At 66.9% G+C, this 22134-nt stretch carries 22 protein-coding genes; 10 read left to right on the top strand and 12 right to left on the bottom strand.

Annotated features, from left to right (window positions below):
- Positions 1-239: 239 nt before the first annotated feature.
- From PQB87_RS31575 to PQB87_RS31560, 4 genes are all read right to left on the bottom strand, one after another.
- Positions 240-725, bottom strand: a complete 486-nt coding sequence (locus PQB87_RS31575) for a hypothetical protein (protein WP_059488871.1) — start codon at positions 723-725, stop codon at positions 240-242.
- A gap of 105 nt (positions 726-830) precedes the next feature.
- Positions 831-1376: a hypothetical protein gene (locus PQB87_RS31570; RefSeq protein ID WP_027789773.1), complete on the bottom strand. Its 546-nt coding sequence runs from the start codon at positions 1374-1376 to the stop codon at positions 831-833.
- On the bottom strand, positions 1373-1606 hold the full coding sequence (locus PQB87_RS31565; RefSeq protein ID WP_175830053.1) for a hypothetical protein: 234 nt from the start codon (positions 1604-1606) through the stop codon (positions 1373-1375). The genes PQB87_RS31570 and PQB87_RS31565 overlap by 4 nt, the downstream gene beginning before the upstream one ends.
- An 88-nt stretch (positions 1607-1694) precedes the next feature.
- A complete protein-coding gene (locus PQB87_RS31560; protein ID WP_021162626.1) occupies positions 1695-2018 on the bottom strand; it encodes a hypothetical protein in 324 nt (107 codons plus the stop codon).
- Between the two features lie 595 nt (positions 2019-2613).
- Here PQB87_RS31560 and PQB87_RS31555 point away from each other — a divergent pair.
- Positions 2614-3246, top strand: coding sequence for a LysE family translocator (locus PQB87_RS31555; protein ID WP_059687693.1), 633 nt, complete (start codon positions 2614-2616; stop codon positions 3244-3246).
- Positions 3247-3347: 101 nt separating this feature from the next.
- On the opposite strand, the gene PQB87_RS31550 is transcribed toward PQB87_RS31555, so the two are convergent.
- Together PQB87_RS31550 and PQB87_RS31545 are read right to left on the bottom strand one after the other, a co-directional pair.
- Complete coding sequence (locus PQB87_RS31550; protein ID WP_489243247.1) at positions 3348-4976, bottom strand: NADP-dependent glyceraldehyde-3-phosphate dehydrogenase; 1629 nt, start codon at positions 4974-4976, stop codon at positions 3348-3350.
- A gap of 126 nt (positions 4977-5102) precedes the next feature.
- On the bottom strand, positions 5103-5477 hold the full coding sequence (locus PQB87_RS31545; RefSeq protein WP_489243246.1) for a hypothetical protein: 375 nt from the start codon (positions 5475-5477) through the stop codon (positions 5103-5105).
- Positions 5478-5904: 427 nt separating this feature from the next.
- Between PQB87_RS31545 and PQB87_RS31540 the strand changes: the two genes are divergently transcribed.
- Complete coding sequence (locus PQB87_RS31540; protein WP_489243245.1) at positions 5905-8034, top strand: TonB-dependent receptor; 2130 nt, start codon at positions 5905-5907, stop codon at positions 8032-8034.
- Between the two features lie 36 nt (positions 8035-8070).
- On the top strand, positions 8071-8604 hold the full coding sequence (locus PQB87_RS31535) for a hypothetical protein (protein ID WP_502291557.1): 534 nt from the start codon (positions 8071-8073) through the stop codon (positions 8602-8604).
- Positions 8605-8623: 19 nt separating this feature from the next.
- Here PQB87_RS31535 and PQB87_RS31530 read toward each other — a convergent pair whose 3' ends face one another.
- Complete coding sequence (locus PQB87_RS31530; protein WP_021162619.1) at positions 8624-9571, bottom strand: LysR family transcriptional regulator; 948 nt, start codon at positions 9569-9571, stop codon at positions 8624-8626.
- Between the two features lie 226 nt (positions 9572-9797).
- Here PQB87_RS31530 and PQB87_RS31525 point away from each other — a divergent pair, with 226 nt between their 5' ends.
- Positions 9798-10826, top strand: coding sequence for a DUF1338 domain-containing protein (locus PQB87_RS31525; protein WP_111938966.1), 1029 nt, complete (start codon positions 9798-9800; stop codon positions 10824-10826).
- A gap of 135 nt (positions 10827-10961) precedes the next feature.
- Here the strand turns inward: PQB87_RS31525 and PQB87_RS31520 are convergent, their stop codons facing one another.
- From PQB87_RS31520 to PQB87_RS31505, 4 genes are all read right to left on the bottom strand, one after another.
- The gene (locus PQB87_RS31520; protein WP_301862706.1) at positions 10962-12470 is read right to left on the bottom strand and encodes a DKNYY domain-containing protein; all 1509 of its coding nucleotides are present in this window, start codon (positions 12468-12470) and stop codon (positions 10962-10964) included.
- A gap of 238 nt (positions 12471-12708) precedes the next feature.
- Complete coding sequence (locus PQB87_RS31515; RefSeq protein WP_021162617.1) at positions 12709-12906, bottom strand: CsbD family protein; 198 nt, start codon at positions 12904-12906, stop codon at positions 12709-12711.
- A gap of 56 nt (positions 12907-12962) precedes the next feature.
- The gene (locus tag PQB87_RS31510; RefSeq protein ID WP_174415695.1) at positions 12963-13313 is read right to left on the bottom strand and encodes a BON domain-containing protein; all 351 of its coding nucleotides are present in this window, start codon (positions 13311-13313) and stop codon (positions 12963-12965) included.
- 90 nt (positions 13314-13403) lie between these two features.
- Positions 13404-13568, bottom strand: coding sequence for a hypothetical protein (locus PQB87_RS31505; protein WP_174415694.1), 165 nt, complete (start codon positions 13566-13568; stop codon positions 13404-13406).
- Between the two features lie 372 nt (positions 13569-13940).
- On the opposite strand from PQB87_RS31505, the gene PQB87_RS31500 reads away from it, so the two are divergent.
- From PQB87_RS31500 to PQB87_RS31485, 4 genes are all read left to right on the top strand, one after another.
- Positions 13941-15473, top strand: a complete 1533-nt coding sequence (locus PQB87_RS31500; protein ID WP_059687695.1) for a PAS domain S-box protein — start codon at positions 13941-13943, stop codon at positions 15471-15473.
- Between the two features lie 140 nt (positions 15474-15613).
- Positions 15614-15805, top strand: coding sequence for a CsbD family protein (locus PQB87_RS31495; protein WP_027790671.1), 192 nt, complete (start codon positions 15614-15616; stop codon positions 15803-15805).
- Positions 15806-16221: 416 nt separating this feature from the next.
- Entirely contained in the window at positions 16222-17373 is a 1152-nt protein-coding gene (locus PQB87_RS31490; RefSeq protein WP_059687529.1) for a branched-chain amino acid ABC transporter substrate-binding protein, read from the top strand.
- 195 nt (positions 17374-17568) lie between these two features.
- A complete protein-coding gene (locus PQB87_RS31485; protein WP_059687530.1) occupies positions 17569-18741 on the top strand; it encodes an NAD(P)/FAD-dependent oxidoreductase in 1173 nt (390 codons plus the stop codon).
- A gap of 91 nt (positions 18742-18832) precedes the next feature.
- Here the strand turns inward: PQB87_RS31485 and PQB87_RS31480 are convergent, their stop codons facing one another.
- Positions 18833-20014, bottom strand: a complete 1182-nt coding sequence (locus PQB87_RS31480; RefSeq protein WP_174415692.1) for a serine hydrolase domain-containing protein — start codon at positions 20012-20014, stop codon at positions 18833-18835.
- 335 nt (positions 20015-20349) lie between these two features.
- On the opposite strand from PQB87_RS31480, the gene PQB87_RS31475 reads away from it, so the two are divergent.
- Entirely contained in the window at positions 20350-21477 is a 1128-nt protein-coding gene (locus tag PQB87_RS31475) for an aminotransferase class V-fold PLP-dependent enzyme (protein ID WP_489243243.1), read from the top strand.
- 178 nt (positions 21478-21655) lie between these two features.
- Positions 21656-22066: a GNAT family N-acetyltransferase gene (locus PQB87_RS31470; RefSeq protein WP_059687532.1), complete on the top strand. Its 411-nt coding sequence runs from the start codon at positions 21656-21658 to the stop codon at positions 22064-22066.
- Positions 22067-22134: the final 68 nt, after the last annotated feature.

Genomic DNA, 22134 nt, shown 5'->3' with positions numbered 1-22134 from the left:
GTCAGCTCCTCGTGTTCGTTGAGCGGCCACGCCGGCGCGTGCCGGCGGACGTCAACGTGCGTTGCGCCCGCCTGCATGCAGCGACGGAGCGGGCGGCGCGGCGCCATGCGCGGACGGTGCGCGTGACGGCGTCGCCCGCGTGGTGCGGGCAGGCGGATGAACGCTTGAATCAGGTCGTATGAGACGAACGGCGTGCAGGCCCGTGCATATCGAAGTGCGCGGGCCGCGAGGCGGAACCGTCAGCAGAACAGGGGAGGCGCGCGGGAAGGAGGGCGATCGTCGAAGATCGATCGCACGAACGGAAGAGGGGCGACGTGAATCCGGAAGCGCCGCGGTATGGCGGCCGGAAACAGCAGCACCAGCAGCACGAACGACGCGAGCGCCGTGAACAGCGCGGCGCCGAATGCGCACAGGCTGTCGCCGCCTCCGGCAGAAGCCGGGTTGTCGGCGTGCGCGTCATGCTTGAGCGCATCGGCGAGCGCGAGCGCATCGTTGGCCGGCGTGATCGGCGCGCCGGCATCGAAACGGGCAGCCAGCGCGGCCACGTCGACGATCAGCGGGCCGCGGCCCGAACACAGCACCACCGAGCCCGCATCCGGACCGTCCGGATCGAGCATCACGGCGCCCGACATCAGCGCGCGGGACAGCAGCGTCACGAGGAGGAACCCCCACAGAAGCTGTCGCGCGACGCCTGGCCGGAGCAGGAAGCGGCGAAGTGCGTTCATGGCGCGCGATTGTACCTCCGTTTGCGGTGCGGGGCCGCTCGTCACGCTGATGCACGGCATCAGCCCGGCGTGCTGCCGGAAGAGGAGGCGGCGCGCGCGCGGTGGCTATCCGGAACCGGGCGATCCGCTTTCCGGCGGCGCGTTCGCCGGGCCATACGACCAGGTGCCGTCCGCGCGGGCGGTGAGCACGTTGCCCGAGCGCCGGTCGTAGAGATGCCACTGTTCGTCGGCCGGGTCGTCGCCGTATGGCCAGGTCGTCAGCTTGCCGCCGAGGTCGAAGTCGAACGCCCACGAACCCGGCTGGGCGTGCGGCGCGACCGATTGCAGGATCTGTCCGTCGAGACGTTGCGCGGCGGCGGCGATGTCGCCGGAGCGGGATTCGCTGTGCGCGAGTTCGAGGCCGTCGAGCGCGATCGACCAGTGGCAGTAGCAGATCCACAGATGCCCGCTGCCGGCGACCGTCACGTGCCGCGACGCGAGCCTGTCCCGGGACGCCGCGGACAGGCCGGGCGAGCCGGCGAGCGGCTCCCTGACATGCAGCGCGGGCTGCCCGAATTCGAACGTGAGAAAGCTGCCCTGGCCCTTCGTCACCGACCAGGCCGGGGTGTCGCAGATGGCCGGCCAGATCCGGTCGAAGTCGGCGGCGTTCACGGCGTGCGTCTCGCGTCGGCGAAACCGGCCCGGGTGTCGTTCGCGGTGTCGTGATTGCCGGCGAGCAGATCGGACAGGTCGGCGGGCGACATGCGCCGCATCGCCCGCTCGACGTCGCGATCGTAGCGGCGATCGTTCGGGTCGAGATGCTTTTGAGCCTTGCGCCCGTAGCGTTTCACGAACACGCCGAGCGCGCCGGCCAGCCGGGATGTCCGGTTCCTGATGCTCATGCGGCGAGATTATCGGGCATGCGCGCGAATCGGGAATGGCCGCCGTGGCCGTGCTTGCCGCCCGCGGCAGCCGCTGCGTCGTGCCGGCTCAGGCCGGATACGCATCGTCGACTTTCAGGTTCGCGAGGCGGAACAGCGTGCGCAGCGTCTGCGGATGAATGTCGCGGTGCGCGGCGAGCGACGTCAGCATGAAGTCGAGCACCTTCGCGTAGCGGAGCAGCACGAGGCAGCGTGCGAGATCGGGCGTGCGGCCGCGCATGTCCTCGGCGAGGTGGACCATTTCGGTCGACAGCGAGCGCGCCATCTCGAGTTCCATCTGCTGTTTTTCGGTCCAGTCGGGCAACGGCTGTTCGAGCAGTTTCGCGAGAAAGAGCTGGAACGACGTGTCGGACGAATTGGGCAGCGCATCCATGAAGGGCCTCGTTGCTTGCGCGAATCGTTCGGGCGTATCCGCTGGACGCGCCCGAGGGTGGGTTTGTGTCCGCGCGATGACCGGCGCGGCTGTCTCGCCCGAATGGAATGCAGGTTCCGTACCAGCGCAGCGGGACGATTGTTGAGCAATGTTGAGCGGCGGTGCGATGCCGGGCGGCGAGTCCCGCCGGTACTGGATCGTGGCGGCGATCGAGGAGGCCATCTACCTGCGCGGCGCGATGCATGCCGGGTGCGCGGGGCGGTCCGGCGAAGCGAAATGCTTCACGGATGTAACGTAACGCGAGGATAAATTGCGTCGCGCGTTCCATGGCGGGCCGACGAAACGGGCCGCCGCGCGCCTGCCGCCTGCGCCTGTCAGGCGTTCGGCCGGCCGGAGGCGGCGCTGCGGGATGGCCACCACGGTCGGCGAAAACCGGCGGCGAATGTGACGGGTGTTTCAAAACCGAGACGGATTCGCCCACGGCGAGCCGGCTGCACGACCCGTCCAACTGGCCCAGCGAATTGCGGGCCAATTGTCCATGGGCAGACGGCGCGCGTTTGCCAACAATGCGCTGATCATCCCTGCGAGGTTCGACATGAGCGTCCACGCTTTTTTCTCGGCCAACCTGCTGCTGGCCTACACGGCTTATTTCATCGGGACGGCCAGCCCCGGGCCGAGCAATCTCGCGATCATGTCGGTCGCCGCGAACCAGGGCCGCAAGGCGGCGCTCGCGTTTGCGCTCGGCGTGATTTCAGGGTCGATGGTCTGGGCGACGGTGGCGGCGCTCGGCGTGTCGGCCGCGCTGCTGGCGTGGTCGAAGCTGCTGGTCGCGATCAAGATCTTCGGCGGGTTGTACCTGATGTGGCTGGCATTCAAGTCGGGGCGCACGGCATGGTCGGGCAAGGCGGCGACGTCGCTGAACGCAGCGGGCGAGCAACGGCTGTCGCGTTTCTACGTACGCGGCGCAATGCTGCACCTGACCAATCCGAAGGCGATCCTCGTGTGGGTGTCGATCGTCGCGCTGTCGTCGAATGGCGCGGGCGCGTCGCACGGCGCCGTCGTGCCGGGCTGCCTCGTGATCGGGTGCCTGGTGTTCGGCGGCTATGCGCTCGTGTTCTCGATGAACGGCGCGCGCCGGCTGTACGTGCGCGGCCGGCGCGCGATGGAAGCGTGTCTCGCCGTGGTGTTCGGCGTGGCGGGGATTCGGCTGCTGGTGTCGAACGTGTAGCGCTTGCGACGGCCATGCGGGCGCACGGCCGGCGCAAGCGACTCGCAAGCGGCTCGCAAGCGGCTCGCGAGTGAGCGAGCCGTGCCGCGCGGCCGCCGTACTCAGAAAATGAAGCCCGTGTTGATGAACTTCGACGTGTGATCCGACACGATCGAATCGAGCAGCTGCTTGCTGCTGTCGGTCTGCTTCGCCGCGACCATCGAGCGGATCGAGAACGCGCGCAGCGCGTCGCTCACCGACAGCGTGCCTTCCGCCGAATCCTTGCGGCCCGCGAACGGGAACACGTCCGGCCCGCGCTGGCACTGGCAGTTGAGGTTCACGCGGCACACCTGGTTCACGAGCGGATCGACGAGCGCGCCGATCTGCACCGGATCGGAGCCGAAGATGCTGACCTGCTGGCCGTGATCCGACGTCGTCACGTAGTCGAGCGCCGTCTCGACGTCGTCGAACGGCGCGACCGGAATGATCGGCCCGAACTGTTCCTCGCGGTACAGTTTCATCCCTTCCGACACCGGGTACACGACGGCCGGATAGAACAGCGTCTTGCTGAACTCGCCGCCCGAATGGTTGACGACCTGCGCGCCCCTGGCCTTCGCGTCGTCGATCGCGTCCGTCATGTAGGCCGTGCGATGCATGCCGGGCAGCGGCGTGATGCTGACACCCTTCTCCCACGGCATGCCGATCTTCAGCTGCTCGAGCGCGGCGGTGAAGCGCTTCAGGAATTCGTCGACGATCGAGCGGTGCACGAGCAGCATCTTCAGCGCGGTGCAGCGCTGGCCGTTGAACGACAGCGCGCCGAGCAGGCACTCCTTCACGGTGAGGTCGAGATCGGCGTCGGGCAGCACGATCGCCGCGTTCTTCGCGTCGAGGCCGAGGATCGCGCGCAGCCGGTGCGACTTCGGGTGCTGCTTCTTCAGGTGGTCGGCCACCTTGCTCGAGCCGATCAGCGCGAGCACGTTGATCTTGCCCGACGCGAGCATGTGCGGCACGACCACCGCGCCGGGCGCGTAGATCGTGTTGATCACGCCCTTCGGGAACGCGTCGCGGAACGCCTCGAGCAGCGGCTCGAACAGCAGCGTGCCGTATTGCGGCGGCTTGAACACCACGGTGTTGCCCATCAGCAGCGCGGGGATCAGCGTCGCGAACGTCTCGTTCAGCGGATAGTTGTACGGGCCCATACACAGCACGACGCCGAGCGGCGTGCGGCGGATCTGGCCGATCGTGCCTTCCGCGATCACGAAGCGCGAGTTCGCGTTGTCGAGCTCCTTCAGCGCGTCGATCGTCTGCGTCATGTACGTGACGGTGCGGTCGAACTCCTTCTGCGAATCGGCGAGGCTCTTGCCGATCTCCCACATGATCAGGTTCACCACCCGTTCGCGCTGCGCGACCATCCGCTTGATGAAATCCTGCATGCACGCGATGCGCCGCTCGACCTTCATCGTCGGCCACTCGCCGCGGCCCGAGTCGTATGCGCGCACCGCGGCGTCGAGCGCCGCGTCGCTTTCCGGCTCGCCCATCACGGGATAGCTGCCGATCTCGACCTGCTCGACGCTGCCGTCCGCCTGTCGCACGCACACGGGCGACAGCACGGTCTTGGTCGCGCCGTCCCACGGGCGCAATTCGCCGTCGACGAGCGACACGCGCTGGTGGATCGGCGAAGCGAGCCGGTACTCGGCGGGAATGTCCTGAAAGGCGGGAAACAGCTGTTGCAGGGAAGCGGAATCGGGCATGACGGTCTCGTTTGACGGGGTGTCCGGGAAGGACGGGCGATGCGAATCCTGAGCTGAGCGATCCTCGATCCTGAATCGGCATGATGACGCGCGCACGACGAAGCGTCACGGGGAAACATGGCCGAATCAGCGAATGGAACCAGTTCCATTAAAAAGGAACGCCGGCGTGAATGCAAGATTTGCCGAATCGTGCCGCACGCCTTGAAAGCATCCGGAAAGACTGTTGCCGAATGCTTGGTATAACACGCCACAGGCACCCGCAAACGTTTCCCTGTGGCCGGATTGCGCGGATAATGGCTCGGCGCGGCGAAGAAAAAAATGAAGTGAACCTGAGAGCACACGGAGTGAAGAACAGAAGAAGATCCGCCGCATTGCCGATGCGAGGTCGGCTGCCCGGAGCGCCGGGTCGGGGTTGCCCGGTCCGGCGCGCACCGGACTTCGAATGCATGCCGTCTGCTTCGACGGATGCTTCGTGATCCTCTCCAGTCTTTTCGTCGTCATATCCCGAATCCCGCCTGGTGCCCGGCCCTTCATCACCCGATGGGGGAGATGGAATTCTTTCGTTTCAATTACGTTCAAGCCGCGCCAAAGCGCGAAACAGAAAGGTATTCGTCAGGAATGCAGAGCGCCGAGCGCATGCACGTTGCGGGCAGGCGACACGTCGAAAATTTATTAAAAATACGAATCATTCTCGTTTAATATTTCGCTCCGTTACAAGTCGCGACAGAACGCCGCGGCTTGTTTCGAGCCGGTTCCGCCGGCCGGCAGCCACCCGCGCCGGCTGTGCGTCGGCCGGCGGATGCGACGGGGAGATCCCCCGCGCATCGTCTCTTTCACGGAACGCTTCGTCGGTCGATTCGCCGCGTGATGCGCGCGCTGGCCGGATGCGTTTTCGTTCGCCGTTTTTCCTTCAGCCCCTACGTTCACGATGAAACTCAACAAGAGCGCCTGCCATGCGCTTCTGATCGCCACGTCGCTGGCCGGCGCACGCACCTCGTTCGCGCAGGCGAGCGACACTGCGGCGACCCTGCCCGCAATCTCCGTCAATGCGGCTGCCGAGCATGCGTCGTACGACGGCGGCCACTCGCGCGCGGCGACCAAGACCGACATGTCGCTGATGGACGTGCCGCAGACGGTGAACGTCGTTCCGCACGCAGTGATCGAGGACCAGAACGCGACGTCGATGCAGGATGCGCTGCGCAACGTGCCGGGCATCGGTTTTTCGGTCGGCGACGGCCAGCGCGACCAGATCACGATCCGCGGCTTCAACAGCATCACGGACCAGTACGTCGACGGCATCCGCGACGACGCGCTGTACTACCGCGACCTGTCGAACGTCGATCGCGTCGAGGTGCTGAAGGGGCCGGCGGCCGTGCTGTACGGGCGCGGCTCGGCGGGCGGCATCGTGAATCGCGTGCTGAAGCGGCCGGAAGCGAACCCGGTGCGCGACGTGGGCGTGACGCTCGGCACGCGCGGCGAGCGGCGCGGCGAATTCGACCTCGGCTGGAACGCGAACGATGCGGCGCGTTTCCGCATGACCGGCGCGGCCGAGAACTCGAACAGTTTCCGCGACCAGTTCCAGCTCAACCGCCAGGCGATCGCGCCGTCCGCGCAGTTCAAGCTCGATCGCGACACCGTACTGAACGTCGAATTCGACTACCTGCACGACCGCCGCACGTCCGACCAGGGGCTGCCCGCGTATCGCGGCCGGCCGGTCGACGTGCCGATCAACACGTATTACGGCTCGGCGGACGCGGCGAACAGCTCGTACAACGACATCTCCGCGAAGAGCGCGACGGTATCGCTCGATCACCGCTTCAGCGATTCGCTGTCGTTTCACGGCGCGATCCGCGCGTACGACTTCTCGCTCGAACGCAAGAACTACGTGACGTACGAGCCGATCAAGACCGCCGCGCACCCGGTCGTCACGCTCGACCAGTCGACGCGCCAGCGCACCGACCACGGCATCGACGGCCTGTTCGAGCTCACGCAGAAGACCTCGCTGTTCGGCATGCGCCACGAGCTGCTGTACGGGCTCGAGCTGTCGCAGCAGCAGAAGTTCGACACGATCTACAGCGTGTCGAAGGTCGCGACCTACGATCTGTTCAATCCGCAGCAGGTGATCCTGCCCGGCGTGCCGACCGGCGCGCGGGCGAAGACGAACGCGTCGACCGTCGTCGGGCTCGCGGGCGTCTACGCGCAGGACCTGATCTCGCTGACCGAGCACTGGAAGGTGCTCGCGGGGCTGCGTTTCGACTACCTGAACCAGATCCGCCACGACTACACGTCGTCGAACGTCAACCTCGACCGTACCGATCACGCGTGGAGCCCGCGCGTCGGGCTGATCTACGAACCGCTCGACTGGCTGACGCTGTACGGGTCGTTCAGCCAGTCGTTCTCGCCGCTCGCCGATACGCTGATCAGTGCCGGCGCGTTCGCGAACGGCGCCGCGCTCGCGCCGCAGAAGACCACCGCGTATGAAGTCGGCTCGCGCTTCGACCTCGGTGGCAAGGCGACGGCGAGCGTCGCGCTGTTCGACATGCGACAGACCAACCAGCAGATCGGCGATCCGAACAATCCCGGCTACGCGCTGCCGATCGGCACGCAGCACGTGCACGGGATGGAGCTGGGCTTCACCGGCGAGATCGCGCCGAAGTGGTCGGTGTATGCGGGTTACGCGTACCTGAACGGGACGATCGACGGCTCGGCGCAATCGACGGCAGCGGGCGTCACGGTGGCGAGCAACACGCCCGGCCTGATGCCGCGCCACAGCGCGAACCTGTGGATCAAGCGCGAGCTGCCGTACGGCTTCTATGCGGCGGCCGGCATGCAGTTCCAGTCGGCGCGTTATACGTCGGCGAGCGATCTCGTCACGCTGCCGTCGTTCACCGCGTTCAATCTCGGCGCCGGCTATCGCAGCAAGAAGGTCGACGTGACGCTCACGCTCGACAACCTGTTCGATCGTCGCTACTTCATTGCCGCGCACGGCAATGCGGACCTGTACAACATGCCCGGCGATCCGCGCACGCTCACCGCGACGGTGAAGTGGCACATGTAACGCTCGTCACGCGCATCACGCGTGCGTTGCGCGACAATGCGGGTCGTCGTCACGATGGCCCGCCTTTCGCTACCCATGATCAGCCAAGCGTTTGATGTATCGAACCTGACCGGCCGCGCCCGCACGTTGTGCGCCGTATTGTTGCTGGCGTGCGGCCCGGCCGCGGCGCTCGAGCAGCCGATCCTGGCCGATGCCGAGCCGGAATGCCATGCCGTGCATGTCGACCGGACGATTACGCTGTCGGGGCGTTACGCGGTCGATTACGACGATGAAGCGATCGGGCCGGACGTGTGGTTCGAAGACGACGATGCGTCGGCGATGCGCTTGCCCGACCGCTCGCAACGTGCGGGCATGATCGTTTTCACGAACCAGGACGTTGCGCGGCGCGGGCTGCGGCTGCCCGCCGCGCAGCCGCACGGCGTTTGCCGGCTCGACGGGCGCGCGACGCTCGTGATCCGCGATCTGTATACCGCGTGCCCGGGGCTGGAAACGCCCGATAGCGCGCGGCTGGTGAAAGTCGTCAAGGCCAGCGTACCGGCGCGGCATGCCTGCAAGGCCACCGCGCCCTGACGCCGACGCCGCCGCGCCGTTACTCGACGTCCTCGTCATCCTCCAGATCGGCATCCTCCTCCGCGCACTCCGGCGCCGCATACGCGCTCGCCTGCTCGAGCAGCCAGCCGCGAAACAGCTCCAGCGGCTTGCTGTGGCTGAACTCCGTCGGATACACGAGGTAGTACGCCGAATCGCCGACCGTCGCCGCGTCGCACGGCACGACCAGGCCGAGCTGCTGCAACTGTTCCTCGACGAAGAATTTCGGCACGAGCGCGACGCCGAGCCCGGCCGCGGCCGCGCTGATCAGCATCGTGTGCAGCTCGTAGCGCACGCCCTGCATCGTGCGGATGTCCTCGACGCCGTGTGTCTCGAACCACTGCGCCCACGCGCCGGGACGTGTCGTCGAGTGCAGCAGCGGGTAGGCGAGCAGATCCTCGACGCGCTCGACGGGCCGGTCGAGCAGCGCGGGCGAGCAGATCGGCACGACTTCCTCGCCGAACAGGTAGTCGGACGACGTACCGGGCCAGGTCGGCTTGCCGTAGTGGATCGCGGCCTCGAAGTGCGTGTCCTCGAACGAGAACAGGTCGGTGCGGCTGCCCATGTTCACGCGCACGTCGGGCGTGCGGTCGTAGAAGCTCTTGATGCGCGGGATCAGCCAGTGCGACGCGAAGGTCGGCAGCACCGCCAGCTCCAGGTAGCCGCCGCCGCTGCCGTGCGCGATGATCGACAGCGTGTCGCGGTCGAGCGCCTCCAGCGCGCGGCGCACCTGCGTGCCGTAGAGCTTGCCGGCGCGCGTCAGCACGACGCGCTGCTTCACGCGTGCGAACAGCCGCACGCCGAGGCTGGCTTCCAGCGTCGCGATCTGGCGCGATACCGCGCTTTCCGTCAGGAACAGCTCCTTGGCCGCGTGCGTGAAGCTCTCGTGGCGGGCGGCGGCTTCGAAAGCCACGAGCGCGCCCATGTTGGGGATCTTGAATTTGCGCATGATGTTCGATTCGTCTGACGGTCAGGCCCGCGCGGCGTCGGGCGGAAGGCGGGGCCGAGGAACGGCTGATAATTCCAAAAACTCATCACGTATCAATTTAATCTCGCTTTACGCCCGGCTGCAACCCTTTGAATAATGCTCCCCACGCAAGGTCAGGCGCCCGCTGGGCAGCCGGCCGACGAGTTGCCGGCACGTTTGCCGGCGGTCCCCCGAGACGAGAATCCTGATGCGCAATCCGAATATCGAGAGCTTGCTGACGAAGCTGCTGGGACAGGCGAAGACCGACGCCCTGTTCTCGACCCTGAACATGCCGGCCATCCTCGAAGAATGGGAGGACGGCGTCGTGACGCGCGCGGAAATCGCGCAGGCGATGAACATGGCGCTGTTCGAAGGGCTGCTCGAGCGTTCGGCGAACGGCCGTGCGTATACGGCCGACGCGATCGAAAGCGGCGGCTCGGTCTATTTCGACCACGGTGCGCTGCGCACGGTGCGCTGGCCGCACACGGGCGCGCTGCCGCCGGGCGAGGCCGCGTTCACGCGCATCCTGCGTCCGCTCGGTTTCCGCCTGAACGGTCGTTACCCGCTCGACAAGCTCGGCATGACGGGCCGAGCGTATGCGCATGAAGACGCGCCGGACGAAATCGCGCAGTTCTTCGTCAGCGAACTGCATCCGGAACGTTTCTCGAAGGAATTCCAGCAGGCCGTGACGAACGTCGTCAGCTCGTCGCGCGATCCGCTGTCGCCGGCGGCCGTCGCGTTGCTGTGGGAAGTCGAGCGCGAAGGCTGGCTGTCGCTCGACGCCGCGCACGCGCTGCTGCCGGAGATCGTCGGTGCGTTCGCGCGCCAGCACGATGTGCCGAACGAACTCGATTACGAAACGCTGCTGCTGGAATCGGCGGAAATGGCGTGGATCGCGACCGAAGGCAACGCGTTCAACCATGCGACCGACCGCGTGGCCGACGTGTTCAAGCTGTCCGACGACGAGAAGGCGAAGGGCCGGCCGATGAAGCCGGAAGTCGAGCGTTCGCGCTCGGGCCGCGTGTTCCAGACCGCGTATCGCGCGGATACCGTCGAGCGCGAGTTCCGCACGCGCGACGGCGGCACGGTGAAGCGCAACGTGCCGGGCTCGTTCTACGAGTTCATCACGCGCAAGCGCACGTTCGACCAGGCGGCGCGCCGCTGGGTGACCGACCTGCGTTTCGACGCGGGCAACGCGCAGGGCATCTTCAAGATGACGGCGAACGCGGGGAAGTAACGAAGGCGACGCGGCCTGCGGTGCGTGCGGCGGCGGCGTGATCGCCGTGCCGGCGCCGGCGGGCCGCTGCCGATGGAGACAACCGATCGGGCAGGGCGCGACAGCGTCCTGCCCGATTGCGTTTGGCGGCGTGCGTCAGTCGCGCGGTGCGGTGGCGTCGCGCAAGGTCCGTGCGTCGTAGCGACGGGCGCTGTCCTCCGCGGTCCCGGGTTCGACGACGCGGAACGTGGCCGGATCGGCGCCGTCGATCTCGACGAGGCTCACGTAGCCGACGATATACGCGTGCTTGCTGTCGCGCGCGAAATCGTCGTCGAGGAATTCGAGCGTCGGCAGGTTCACGCGCTTCGTCGATACTGGCCGGCGGCCGAAGAACAGCTTGTCGCCGGCGCGCAGGAACGTCGGATGCAGCACCTGGAGTTCGCTGGCCGGCACGTCGACCTGCAGCGGCTTGCCGTCGCAGAACAGGAGCTCGCCGTCCCATGCGTAGCTGCCTTCGACATGCAGCCGGTCAGGGTCGATTCCTTTCTTGACGATGCCGAGATGAAACGCCCGAGTCGCGTCATGCGCCCAGCCGCCCGACAGCACGCGGAACGCGGCCGGATCGGCGCCGCGCAGCGGCTGCGGCTGGGAGGGCGTGAACGCGTAGAACACCGTGACGCCATCGGTGAAGTAGTGCGGGCCGAGCACACGCAGCGCATCGATCGGCTGGTCCGAGAAGCGGGTCAGCTCGATCGGCATCTCGGCACAGGTCCCGTATGCCCAGTGAATGCCGTGCGCGTCACCGCACAGCCAGTCGATCGAACCGAAGTCGAACAGCGTCTCGCGTGCGGCGAAGGTCGCGGGATCGAAGCCGGTCAGCGTCGCGTCCCGGAACCGCACCGTCGTGTCCGACGCTGGCTGTGGCTGCCGATGCCACCAGTAGTCCTGCAGTTCAGGGCGCATCGTGAAGAAGCTGCGCCATTCGTCGAACATGCGCGTCTCCTGCACCGTCTGCCGCTCGCCGGATTCGATCGGGCCGATCCGGTCGGTGCATCGCAGGTAGCCGGCCTCATCGGGGCCGCACAGGAAGCTCGCGCGATCGATGTCTTTCGGCCGGCCGTAGTAGTACACGCGATCGGCATCGGCGAAATAGCCGCCCGGAAACCCGATCGCGCTCGCGCCATGCGAGCCGTTGATGCGCCGGCCGTTCATGTAGATCGATTCGTCGTCGGTCGCGATGTACTCGTGCTCGCACATCTCGAACGTCACGCCGCGTTCGTCGGTCGGATGGTTCCAGGTTTCGTAGACGAGCGGCCGGAATGTCTGCGGGCTGCGCGTGCGGATCGTCCGGCCGGTGATGTAGTACGCCTGCCGCGCATCGCGCGCGTAGCGCTGATTCAGGATCTCGAACGTATCGAGATCGGCGTCCTCGATCCGGTAGTAATACAGCATCGCCATCGCGCTGCCGAGTTGCCCTTGCACGATCACGTGTACGCCGTCGGTGAACCAGCGGCCGCCAATACAGCGGAACGCGTGCGGCCGTTCGATCGGCAGCGGCTTGCCATCCTTGGCCCACAGCGGCAGGCCGTCCGAGCGGCGGATCACGGTGTCGCCGGCGATCGCGTAGTCGGGATGGTTGGTGTCCTGCAAGGGCGGCTGGGGCATGGCGGATGGCGCGCGGGTGTCGTGGCGGTCGCCGTAGTATGCCGTGGAATACGGCAGGAATACGGCCGGCGCATCCCGCGCGCCGCGCCGTCAGAACACGTGCGTGATCAGAAAGAACAGCACCAGCAGCCCGACCGGCACGCCGAGCAGCCAGGCGATCAGGTATTTGCCCATGTCGTAGGTCCTGGTGGCCGCGACGCCGTCGGCGCCGCGGCGGTTGCATGAATGTGCTGTCGCGTTACAGCTCGCGGTCGAATTCCTTCAACTGCTTCTCGGCCGCGTCGCGGGCGATCCCGTACCGTTCCTGGATCTTCCCGGCGAGATACTCGCGATTGCCGTCGGCGACGGCCAGGTCGTCGTCGGTCAGCTTGCCCCACTTGGCCTTCAGCTTGCCGGTGAGCTGCTTCCACTGGCCCTTGATCTTGTCCTCGTTCATCATGTGCTCCTTGTCGTGCAGGGATAAAAAGCGCGGCGGCGTGCCGCGCCGGGAGGTCAGGCCTTCGCCTTCAGGCCGGATGCGTCGACGTGCTTCACGCCCTTGACCGCGCGCGACACGGCGATCGCCTTCTTCACGGCGATCTTCGTCGGCAGCACGCCCGTCAGCGTGACGACGCCGTCGACGGTCTTCACGCTGATGTCGACGCTCTTCAGGCCATCGGTGGCAGCCAGCTGGCCCTTCACCTTGGTCGTGATCCATGTGTCGGTGACGGGCTGGTTCGATTCGGTCTTCACGCCGTTGTCGGTGGATGCGTCCTGCGCAACCGCGTTCGTGAGCGGCGCGGCGCCGAGCAGGAAAGCGGCGCTGACGGCGAGCAGTGTCGAAAGGTGCGAGATTTTGTTCATTGATGTTCTCCTTCGATTGATGGGGTGAGTGGACTGATCGTCGAGCACGGATCGTGCCGCGCGTTACTCCCGCGTTACTCCGTTACTCCATTACCCGGCGATCGGCGTGTCGTAGCCGGGCTCGCGCGGCGGCATGTCCGGGCGCGGCACGTCGGGCGGCAGCGGAACCGGCGGATCGGTGCCGGGCGGCGGTTCGGGCGGGCTGTCCGGAGGCGGTTCGGGCCGCGTCGGATCGGGTGTCTGATGCAGCTTCATCGTGCTTCTCCTCTGCGGTTCGGATGGCAGCGCATGAGCGCCGATGCAGAACCAGCGTACCGGGTCGAACGTGCACGGGCATCGCGCAAATTCACCTGATCGGCTAGTGCGTTTGCACGGGGGCGTCGTGACGGGGAGGGGGTGCGCTCGCGGGTTGCGGCGCGCGCAAGGCAGGCGCGGCGATTGCTCCCGGGATCGGCGGGATGCCGCACGGTGGCGGCACGCGGTGCGAATGTACTATGGCGATTAGTGCATCCGCGCCTGTCGCGCACGGATGCGGCACGCGATCATCGCCACACGCGCCGGCCGGCGCGTGTCGACGAAGCGGCAACCGGGCCGGCGGTCATGCATGACGACATGGACAAGCATTCGATGAACGAACAGGTAAACGAACAGGTGCTGAAGTCGCATACCGACCGGCGCCAGCTGCACCAGATCATCGCGGGGCTCACCGAGGGCGTGATCCTGGTCGAGCCCGACCAGCGGATCGTCTGGGCGAACGAGGCCGCGCTCGCGATGCACGGCGTGACCGAGCTGAAGGCGCTCGGCGAGACCGTCACTGATTATCGCGAGCGCTTCCGGCTGCGCTACCGGAACAACCATCCGGTGCGCGACGGCCACTATCCGATGGATCGCGTGATCGCGGGCGAGGAGTTCAGCGACGTGACGGTCGAAGTGGAATCGGCCGCCGACGAAACCGTGAGCTGGGTCCACCGCATCCGCAGCCTCGTGCTGACGAACGCGGCCGGCGAACCCGACTGCCTCGCGCTGGTGCTGCACGACGCGACCGAATGGGCGAGCGCCGAGGAGCGCTTCGAGCGCACCTTCAACGCGAACCCGGCGCCGGCCGTGATCTGCCGGCTCGACGACCTGCGCTACGTGAAGGTCAACCAGGGTTTTCTGGACATGACCGGCCACGCGCGCGACGACGTGCTCGGCCGCTCGGTGTACGAGATCGACGTGCTCGAACAGGCCGAACGGCGCGAGCTCGCGATCGAGCGGCTCGGCGAAGGCGCGACGATTCCGCAGATGGAGGCCGTGCTGAAACTCGCGGACGGCAGCACGAAGGCCGTGGTCGTCGCCGGGCAGCCGATCGACATGAACGACGAGGCGTGCATGCTGTTTACGTTCATGGATCTCGAGCCGCGCAAGCAGGCCGAGCGCGCGCTGCGGCAGAGCGAGGAACGCTTCGCGACGGCGTTCCGGATGGCGCCGGTCGCCACCGCGATCGTCACGGCCGACCGCTTCGAATTGCTCGACGTGAACGGCGCGTTCGCCGCGATGACGGGCCATGCGCAGGACGACCTGCTCGGCAAATCCGCGGAGGAAATCGGGTTGTGGGCCGAACGCGGCGCATGGCAGCGCATCGAAGGCCGGCTCGCGCGCGACGGCAACGTGCGCAACGCCGACGTGCAGATTCGCACGCGCGACGGTGACGTGCGCGACTGCGTCGTGTCGGCCGACCCCGTCGCGATACACGGGCGCGACTGCCTGCTCGTCGCGCTGCTCGACATCAGCGATCGCAAGCGCACGGAGATGGAACTCGTGTACGCGATCGAAACGGCGATGCAGGATGCGTCATGGTTCAGCCGCACGCTGATCGAGAAGCTGGCGAACGTGCGGCGCGCGAACGCGCCGGATGCGGGCGCGCAACTGTCGGACCTGACCGCGCGCGAGCGCGACGTGTTCGACCTGCTGTGCCACGGTCTCGCCGACAAGGAAATCGCCGGCCGCCTCGGGCTCGCGCCGAACACCGTGCGCAATCACGTCGCGACGATCTACGCGAAGCTCGACGTGCACAGCCGCGCCGAGGCGATCGTGTGGGCGCGCGAACGCGGGATCGTCGGCGCGGCCGATGCAAACGGCACGCGCGGCGCGAAGGCGGGCGAGAACGGCAAGGACTGACGCCGTCGGTACGAATGCACCACGCGCGCTGGTGCATCCGCATCTGCCGCGCGCGGTGCCCGCTTGCGATCCTGTCCACTCGGCGGTGCGGCGCTGGCCGTCACGCCGCCGGTTCTCCCCAACCATCGCAGGAGACGACCATGGACAGGAATCGGATCGAAGGCAAGCTCAAGCAGGTCAAGGGTTCGGTCAAGGAAGCGCTCGGCAAGGTCACGGGCGACCGCAAGACGGAAGCCGAAGGTGTCGCCGAACAGCAGGCCGGCAAGCTTCAGGAGCAGGCGGGCGAGGCGGCGGATGCGGCGCGCAAGCAGACGGGCGCCGATCGGCACTGACCGATAACGCGGCGCCGCGGGCGTCGCGATGGCCGGCCGGGCCGTCATCGCAACGATGATGCGCCGCCGGCATGACCACGACCGGCCTTGATGGACGGGCGCCGGCGCGGCCTCCCATGAAAACTGCGTGCCCGCGGTTCACGGTTGCGCGGGCCGCGGGCCGGCCGCGCATGCGGAACTTGATGACAAATCCTCACTACATAGTTCCGATATTTCGTTTGCTGCACGGGTATTGGCTACCCACAATCCATTCACCTCTTTCGCGATGAAAGGCTCTTCGGAGACGGAGCCGCGGCGATCGACCGGCCAGGTGCGTTGCACGACGCCCCGGTAGCGGACGAGACGACCGGCACGCGAGAGGGTGTCGACGCGCGGTGGTCGCGCGTTGCATCCCGGCCCCCAGAACAAGGATTGTCATGACGTTCCGCATTCGTTCGCTTTCCGGCGTCGCATTGACCGCCGCGATTCTCGCGCTCCAGACGGGCGCGGCCCACGCGCAGGAGACGGTCGTCAAGGTCGGCGTCGCCGGCCCGCTGACGGGGGGCGGTGCCGCCTACGGCAAGGACATCGAGAACGGCGTGCGCATGGCCGTCGACGAAGCGAATGCCGCGCATCCGACGGTGGGCGGCAAGCCCGTGAAGTTCGTCGTCGCGTCGCAGGACGACCAGAGCGATCCGCGCACCGGCGTGCAGGCCGCGCAGCAGCTCGCCGACGCGCAGGTGGCCGTCGTGATCGGCCACTTCAATTCGGGCACGACGCTGCCCGCGTCGAAGATCTACGCGAAGGCCGGCATTCCGATGATCACGCCGTCGGCGACCAATCCCGACATTACGCGTGCCGGGCTCGGCACCGTGTATCGCGTGATCGCGACCGATACGCAGAACGCCGGCAACGCGGGCGCCTATGCGGCGAGCGTGACCAAGGCGAAGCGCATCGCGATCATCGACGACCGCACCGCGTTCGGCCAGGGCGAAGCCGACGAATTCGAGAAGGCCGTGAAGGCGAACGGCGGCACGATCGTCGCGCGCGAATTCACGAACGACAAGGCGGTGGATTTCAGCGCGCAGCTCACGAAGATCAAGAGCACCAACGCCGATCTCGTGTTCTTCGGCGGCCTCGACGCGCAGGCCGCGATGCTCGTGAAACGCATGCGCCAGCTCGGCATTCGCGCGCAGTTCCTCGCGGGCGGCGGCGTGATGAACGCGAACTTCATCAAGCTGGCCGGCAATGCGGCGGAAGGCGCGGCCGTGTGGGAATACGGGCAGCCGCTGTCGCGTCTCGCGAAGGGCAAGGCGTTCGAAACGAAATTCCGGCAGAAGTACGGTGTCGACATGCTCGCGTATGCGCCGTTCGCCTACGACGCGACGTGGATCGCGATCAACGCGATGCAGAAGGCGAACTCGACGAAGCCGGCCGATTTCAACGGCGCGCTGAAGGGCACGCGCTACGACGGCATCACGGGCACGATCGCGTTCACGAACACGGGCGACCTGAAGAACCCGAGCTCGACGCTGTACGAGGTGAAGAACGCCGCGTGGCAGCCCGTCACGACGAAATCGGCGGATTGAACGCAACAGGCGCGCGCGGACTTTCGCGGTGCTGCCGGACGTGCTGAAATGCCATCGGCGATCGGTTGCGATCGCGGTGCACGCCGGTGCGGCAGCCGCACGAGTCCGCCCGCGCGACGCCGCGTGCGACGCGGCACGAACAACCCACGGGCGCAGCCGGCTGGCCGCGCCCTTCATGTGCAACTGGAGTCAGTCGTGAGTTCTCAAGTCGTCATCGTCGGCGGTGGTGTGATCGGCAGCTCGATCGCCTATTTCCTGCGCGCCACCGATCCCACGGTATCCGTGACCGTCATCGAGCGCGACCCCACCTATGCGAGATCGTCGTCGGCGTTGTCGGCCGCGTCGATTCGCCAGCAGTTCTCGACGCCGCTGTCGATCCAGATGTCGCTGTTCGGCATCGACTTCCTGCGCACGATCGGCGAACGGCTCGAAGTGGACGGTCACCAGCCGTCGATCGACCTGCACGAAGGCGGCTACCTGTTCCTCGCGACGCCGGCCGGCGACGCGACACTGCGCGAGAACCATGCGCTGCAGACGAGCCTCGGCGCGGATATCCGGCTGATGGACCGCGATGCGCTGCGCGCGAAGTTTCCGTGGCTGAACGTCGACGATCTCGTATCGGGCTCATATGGCGTGAGCGGCGAAGGCTGGTTCGACGGCTACGGGCTCGTGCAGGCATTGCGCAAGAAGGCGCAGGCGCTGGGCGCGCGCTACGTGCCGTCCGACGTGACGGCGGTGGTGCGCGACGGCCGCAAGGCGACGCATGTGGTCACGGCCGATGGCGAACGCCATGCGTGCGACACGCTCGTCAACGCGGCCGGTGCGTGGGCCCGCACGCTGTCGTCGATGATGGGCATCGACATCCCCGTCCATGCGCGGCGCCGCAGCATCTTCAACGTGTCGTCGCCTGCCAGGCTCACGGATTGCCCGCTGCTGATCGACCCGACCGGCGTGTATTTCCGGCCGGAAGGGCGCACGTACATCTGCGGGACGTCGCCGAGCCCGGATCGCGATCCGGACGACCTGCCGCTCGACGAAGTCGACCACGACCTGTTCGACGAGGTGATCTGGCCGACGCTCGCGAACCGCGTGCCGGAGTTCGAGGCGCTGCGCGTGGAGAACTGCTGGTCCGGGTACTACGAGTACAACGTGTTCGACCACAACGCGATCATCGGGTATCACCCGGACCTCGACAACGTCGTGTTCGCGAACGGCTACAGCGGCCACGGGCTGCAGCAAGGGCCGGCGACGGGGCGCGGGGTCAGCGAACTCATTCTGGGCGGGCGTTACGACACGCTCGACCTGTCGTCGCTCGGCTGGGCGCGGGTGCTGGAAAACCGGCCGATCGTCGAAAAGAACGTCGTGTAGCGCGGCGTACCCCGCCCGGTGTGGTGGGCGGGATTCTCCTTGTGTCTCAACTCATTGGCCCGACTGTGTCGGGCCTTTTTTGTTGCGCGTGTCAGCCGGCGCCGTAGATCGCGTCGCGCAGATCGATCGTGTACTGGCCGTTCATCCCTTCGTAAAGCGTGTTCGACAGCGACACGACGGTGAGCCCGCGGGCGCGGTCGACGAACCACGAATGCCCGTACACGCCGCCCCAGCGCCACGTGCCCACGGACTCCGGCGATGCCGCCGCGAGCGGGTCGCGCAATACCGAGAACCCGATTCCGAACCCCGCGCCGGGCAGGTCGGGCAATTCGAGGTTGCCGGTGTGGGCGCGGCCCATCTCGTCGACCAGGTCGGCCGGCAGCAGCGAACCGCCGCCCGCGCGCAGCGTGTCCAGCAGGTTCAGCACGTCGCCGGCGGTGCCGACCATCCCGGCGCCGCCCGACGGGAAGGCATCCGCGTCGAGCGCGCGCGACGGCGAATACGTCACGCCGACGGTTCCGTCGAAGATGGGCACGGTTTCGTTTTCGGCGAGCCGGTGCGGTTGCGGCGTGTCGTTGACGTAGGGCGTCGCGAGCCGCGCGGCGTCGCGTGCGACGAATCCCGTGTCGCGGGCGCCGAGCGGGCGGAGCACGAGCGTGTCGATGGCTTCGGCGAGCGGCAGCCCGCTGACGGCCTCGATCAGCGCGCCGACCACGTCGATGGAAAGCGAATAGTTCCAGCCGGTTCCCGGCGCGAACTGCAGCGGCACGCTCGCGATCCTGCGCAGGTTTTCGGCGAGCGTGATCGATGCGGCATCGAGCCCGTCGGAGGCGCCCGCGCGCGCATAGGGGCCGGTCGCGTCGGCTTCCGTGAAGCGATAGCCGAGGCCGGCCGTATGCGTGAGCAGGTGGCGCACCCTGATCACCGGCACGCTGCCGTCGCGCAGCGCCGGGCGGAACCCGGGCAGCCAGCGCGTGACGTCGTCGTCGAGCGACAGCTTGTGTTGCGCGACGAGCGCCATCGCGGCCGCCGAGACGATCGGCTTCGTCACCGATGCGAGCCTGAACAGCGTGTCCTCGCGCATCGGCGTGCGCGCTTCGCGATCGGCGAACCCGGCCGCGCGGCGATAGACGAGTTCGCCGTCGCGTGCGATCAGGACGACCACACCAACGAGGCGATGTGTTTCGAGTTGACGGGACAGTACCGCATCGACGCGCTCGGCGAGTGCGGGATCGGTCGACGGCTGCCGGGATGATGCGCGGTTGGGGATCATCGAAGACTCTGTCGTGAAAGGTGAGCCGACATGGTAGGCGGCATGCCCCGGAAGTGGCGTTTATCCATACGTCGAACAGGGCTTCGTGCGCCGCACCGGCCGACGCGGGCGGCCACGGGGCAGGGGATTGAACCGGGCGCCGCGGCAGCCGCGTTGCGGTGCGTCATGCCGGGCCTGCGCAGGGCAGCCGCCAAAATATGCCCCAAGCGGCGGGCGGCGTTCGTTAGAATCTGCTTTCGTCGAGGAAACAGCGCAATTGCATTGGGGCAGGGCGGTATCGCGTCGCGGACACTGCTTGCCCGGAATTCATCGTTCATTTTTCACCGGAGGCGAGCATGCCAGGTTTACTTCCCGATGTTGACCGCGAGGGGCTCCTCGAATATTCGGTGGTGTACACCGATCGCTCGGTCAACCATATGTCGCAGCGCTTTCAGGGCGTCATGCGCGACATCTCCGGCACACTGAAAAAAGTCTACAACGCGAAGTCGGTCGTGATCGTCCCGGGCAGCGGGACGTTCGGCATGGAAGCCGTCGCGCGGCAGTTTGCAACGAACAAGAAGTGCCTGGTCATCCGCAACGGCTGGTTCAGTTTCCGCTGGTCGCAGATTTTCGACATGGGCAGCATTCCGTCCGAAACGACGGTGCTGAAGGCGCGCCCGGTCGAAGCGGGGCGGCAGGCCGCGTATGCGCCGGCCCCGCTCGACGAAGTGGTCGCCGCGATCAAGGAACACAAGCCGGATCTGGTCTTTGCGCCGCATGTCGAAACCGCGTCCGGGATGATGCTGCCCGATGCGTATCTGCGCGCGGTGGCCGACGCCGTGCATGCGGTCGGCGGCATGTTCGTGCTGGATTGCATCGCGTCCGGCACGGTGTGGGTCGACATGCAGGCGAGCGGCGTCGACATCCTGATCAGCGCGCCGCAGAAGGGCTGGAGCGCGTCGCCGTGCTGCGCGATGGTCATGCTGAGCCCGCTCGCCCGCGAGCGCATCGACGGCACGACCAGCACCAGCTTCGCGTGCGATCTCCGCAAGTGGCTGCAGATCATGGAAGCCTACGAGGGCGGCGGGTTCGCGTACCACGCGACGATGCCCACCGACAGCCTCACGACGCTGCGCGACGTGATGAAGGAAACCGAGGCATACGGGTTCGACAAGGTGAAGGCGGAGCAGCTCGAGCTCGGCAAGCGCATTCGCGCGCTGCTGGCCGACAAGGGTTTCCGGAGCGTGGCGGCTGAAGGTTTCGAGGCGCCGGGCGTCGTGGTCAGCTACACGGACGACGACGGGATTCGATCGGGGAAGAAGTTCGCCGACGTGGGCTTGCAGATCGCGGCCGGCGTGCCGCTGCAATGCGACGAGCCGGAGGATTTCAAGACCTTCCGTCTGGGGTTGTTCGGTTTGGACAAGCTGCATGATGTCGACGGTGCGATTGCGCGGTTTGCCGACGCGCTGGAGCGGATTCTCTAAGCCGCTTTGCGGACCTGGGCGAGGCCGTGGGCGGTGGGTGGTTGTACCCGCGGCCTGCCGCCTCGCCCGATTCGTCGTCATGGTCTCGTTTGATGCGCGCGTTCGGGCTCCGGGTTCGACGGACTCATCCGCGGCGGGGCCGATCCCTCCGCCTGTACGGCTTACCTGAAAGGCTCGCATGGCATACATCGTTCGACACGAAGTTCCGCCGGTATCCGTCTACATCGACATTCGTCTTGCCGCAGGGTTGAGCAGGAAGTCGGAACAGGCCGCGACGATTGGGTTAAAGAACGGGCTTTTCAGCGTCGTGGCTTACTGCGACGGTGTGCCGGTCGGAATCGGCAGGGTCATCGGCGACGGCGGCTGCTTCTTCGAGATCGTGGACATCGCGGTGTTGCCCGCTCACCAGAAGAAAGGCGTAGGTGACCTGATCATGCGGGCGCTGATGGGCTACGTTCACGAGAATGCGCCGCCGACCGCGTATGTCAGCCTGATGGCCGATCACGGCACGCCGAAGTTCTATGAACGTTATGGTTTCCAGCCGTCGTCGCTGCCGGAGAAGGCGGGGATGTTCCTGCGGATTGCGTAGCGTGCGGGAGGCCGATCATCGCGGGTGATCGCTGGCCGTCGACAGCGCCGGAAACTGCAGACGTGCGC

Source organism: Burkholderia sp. KL41, from assembly GCF_057005415.2.
The sequence above is the reverse complement of the archived record's forward strand: the minus strand, read 5'-3'. Positions and strand labels throughout refer to the sequence as shown.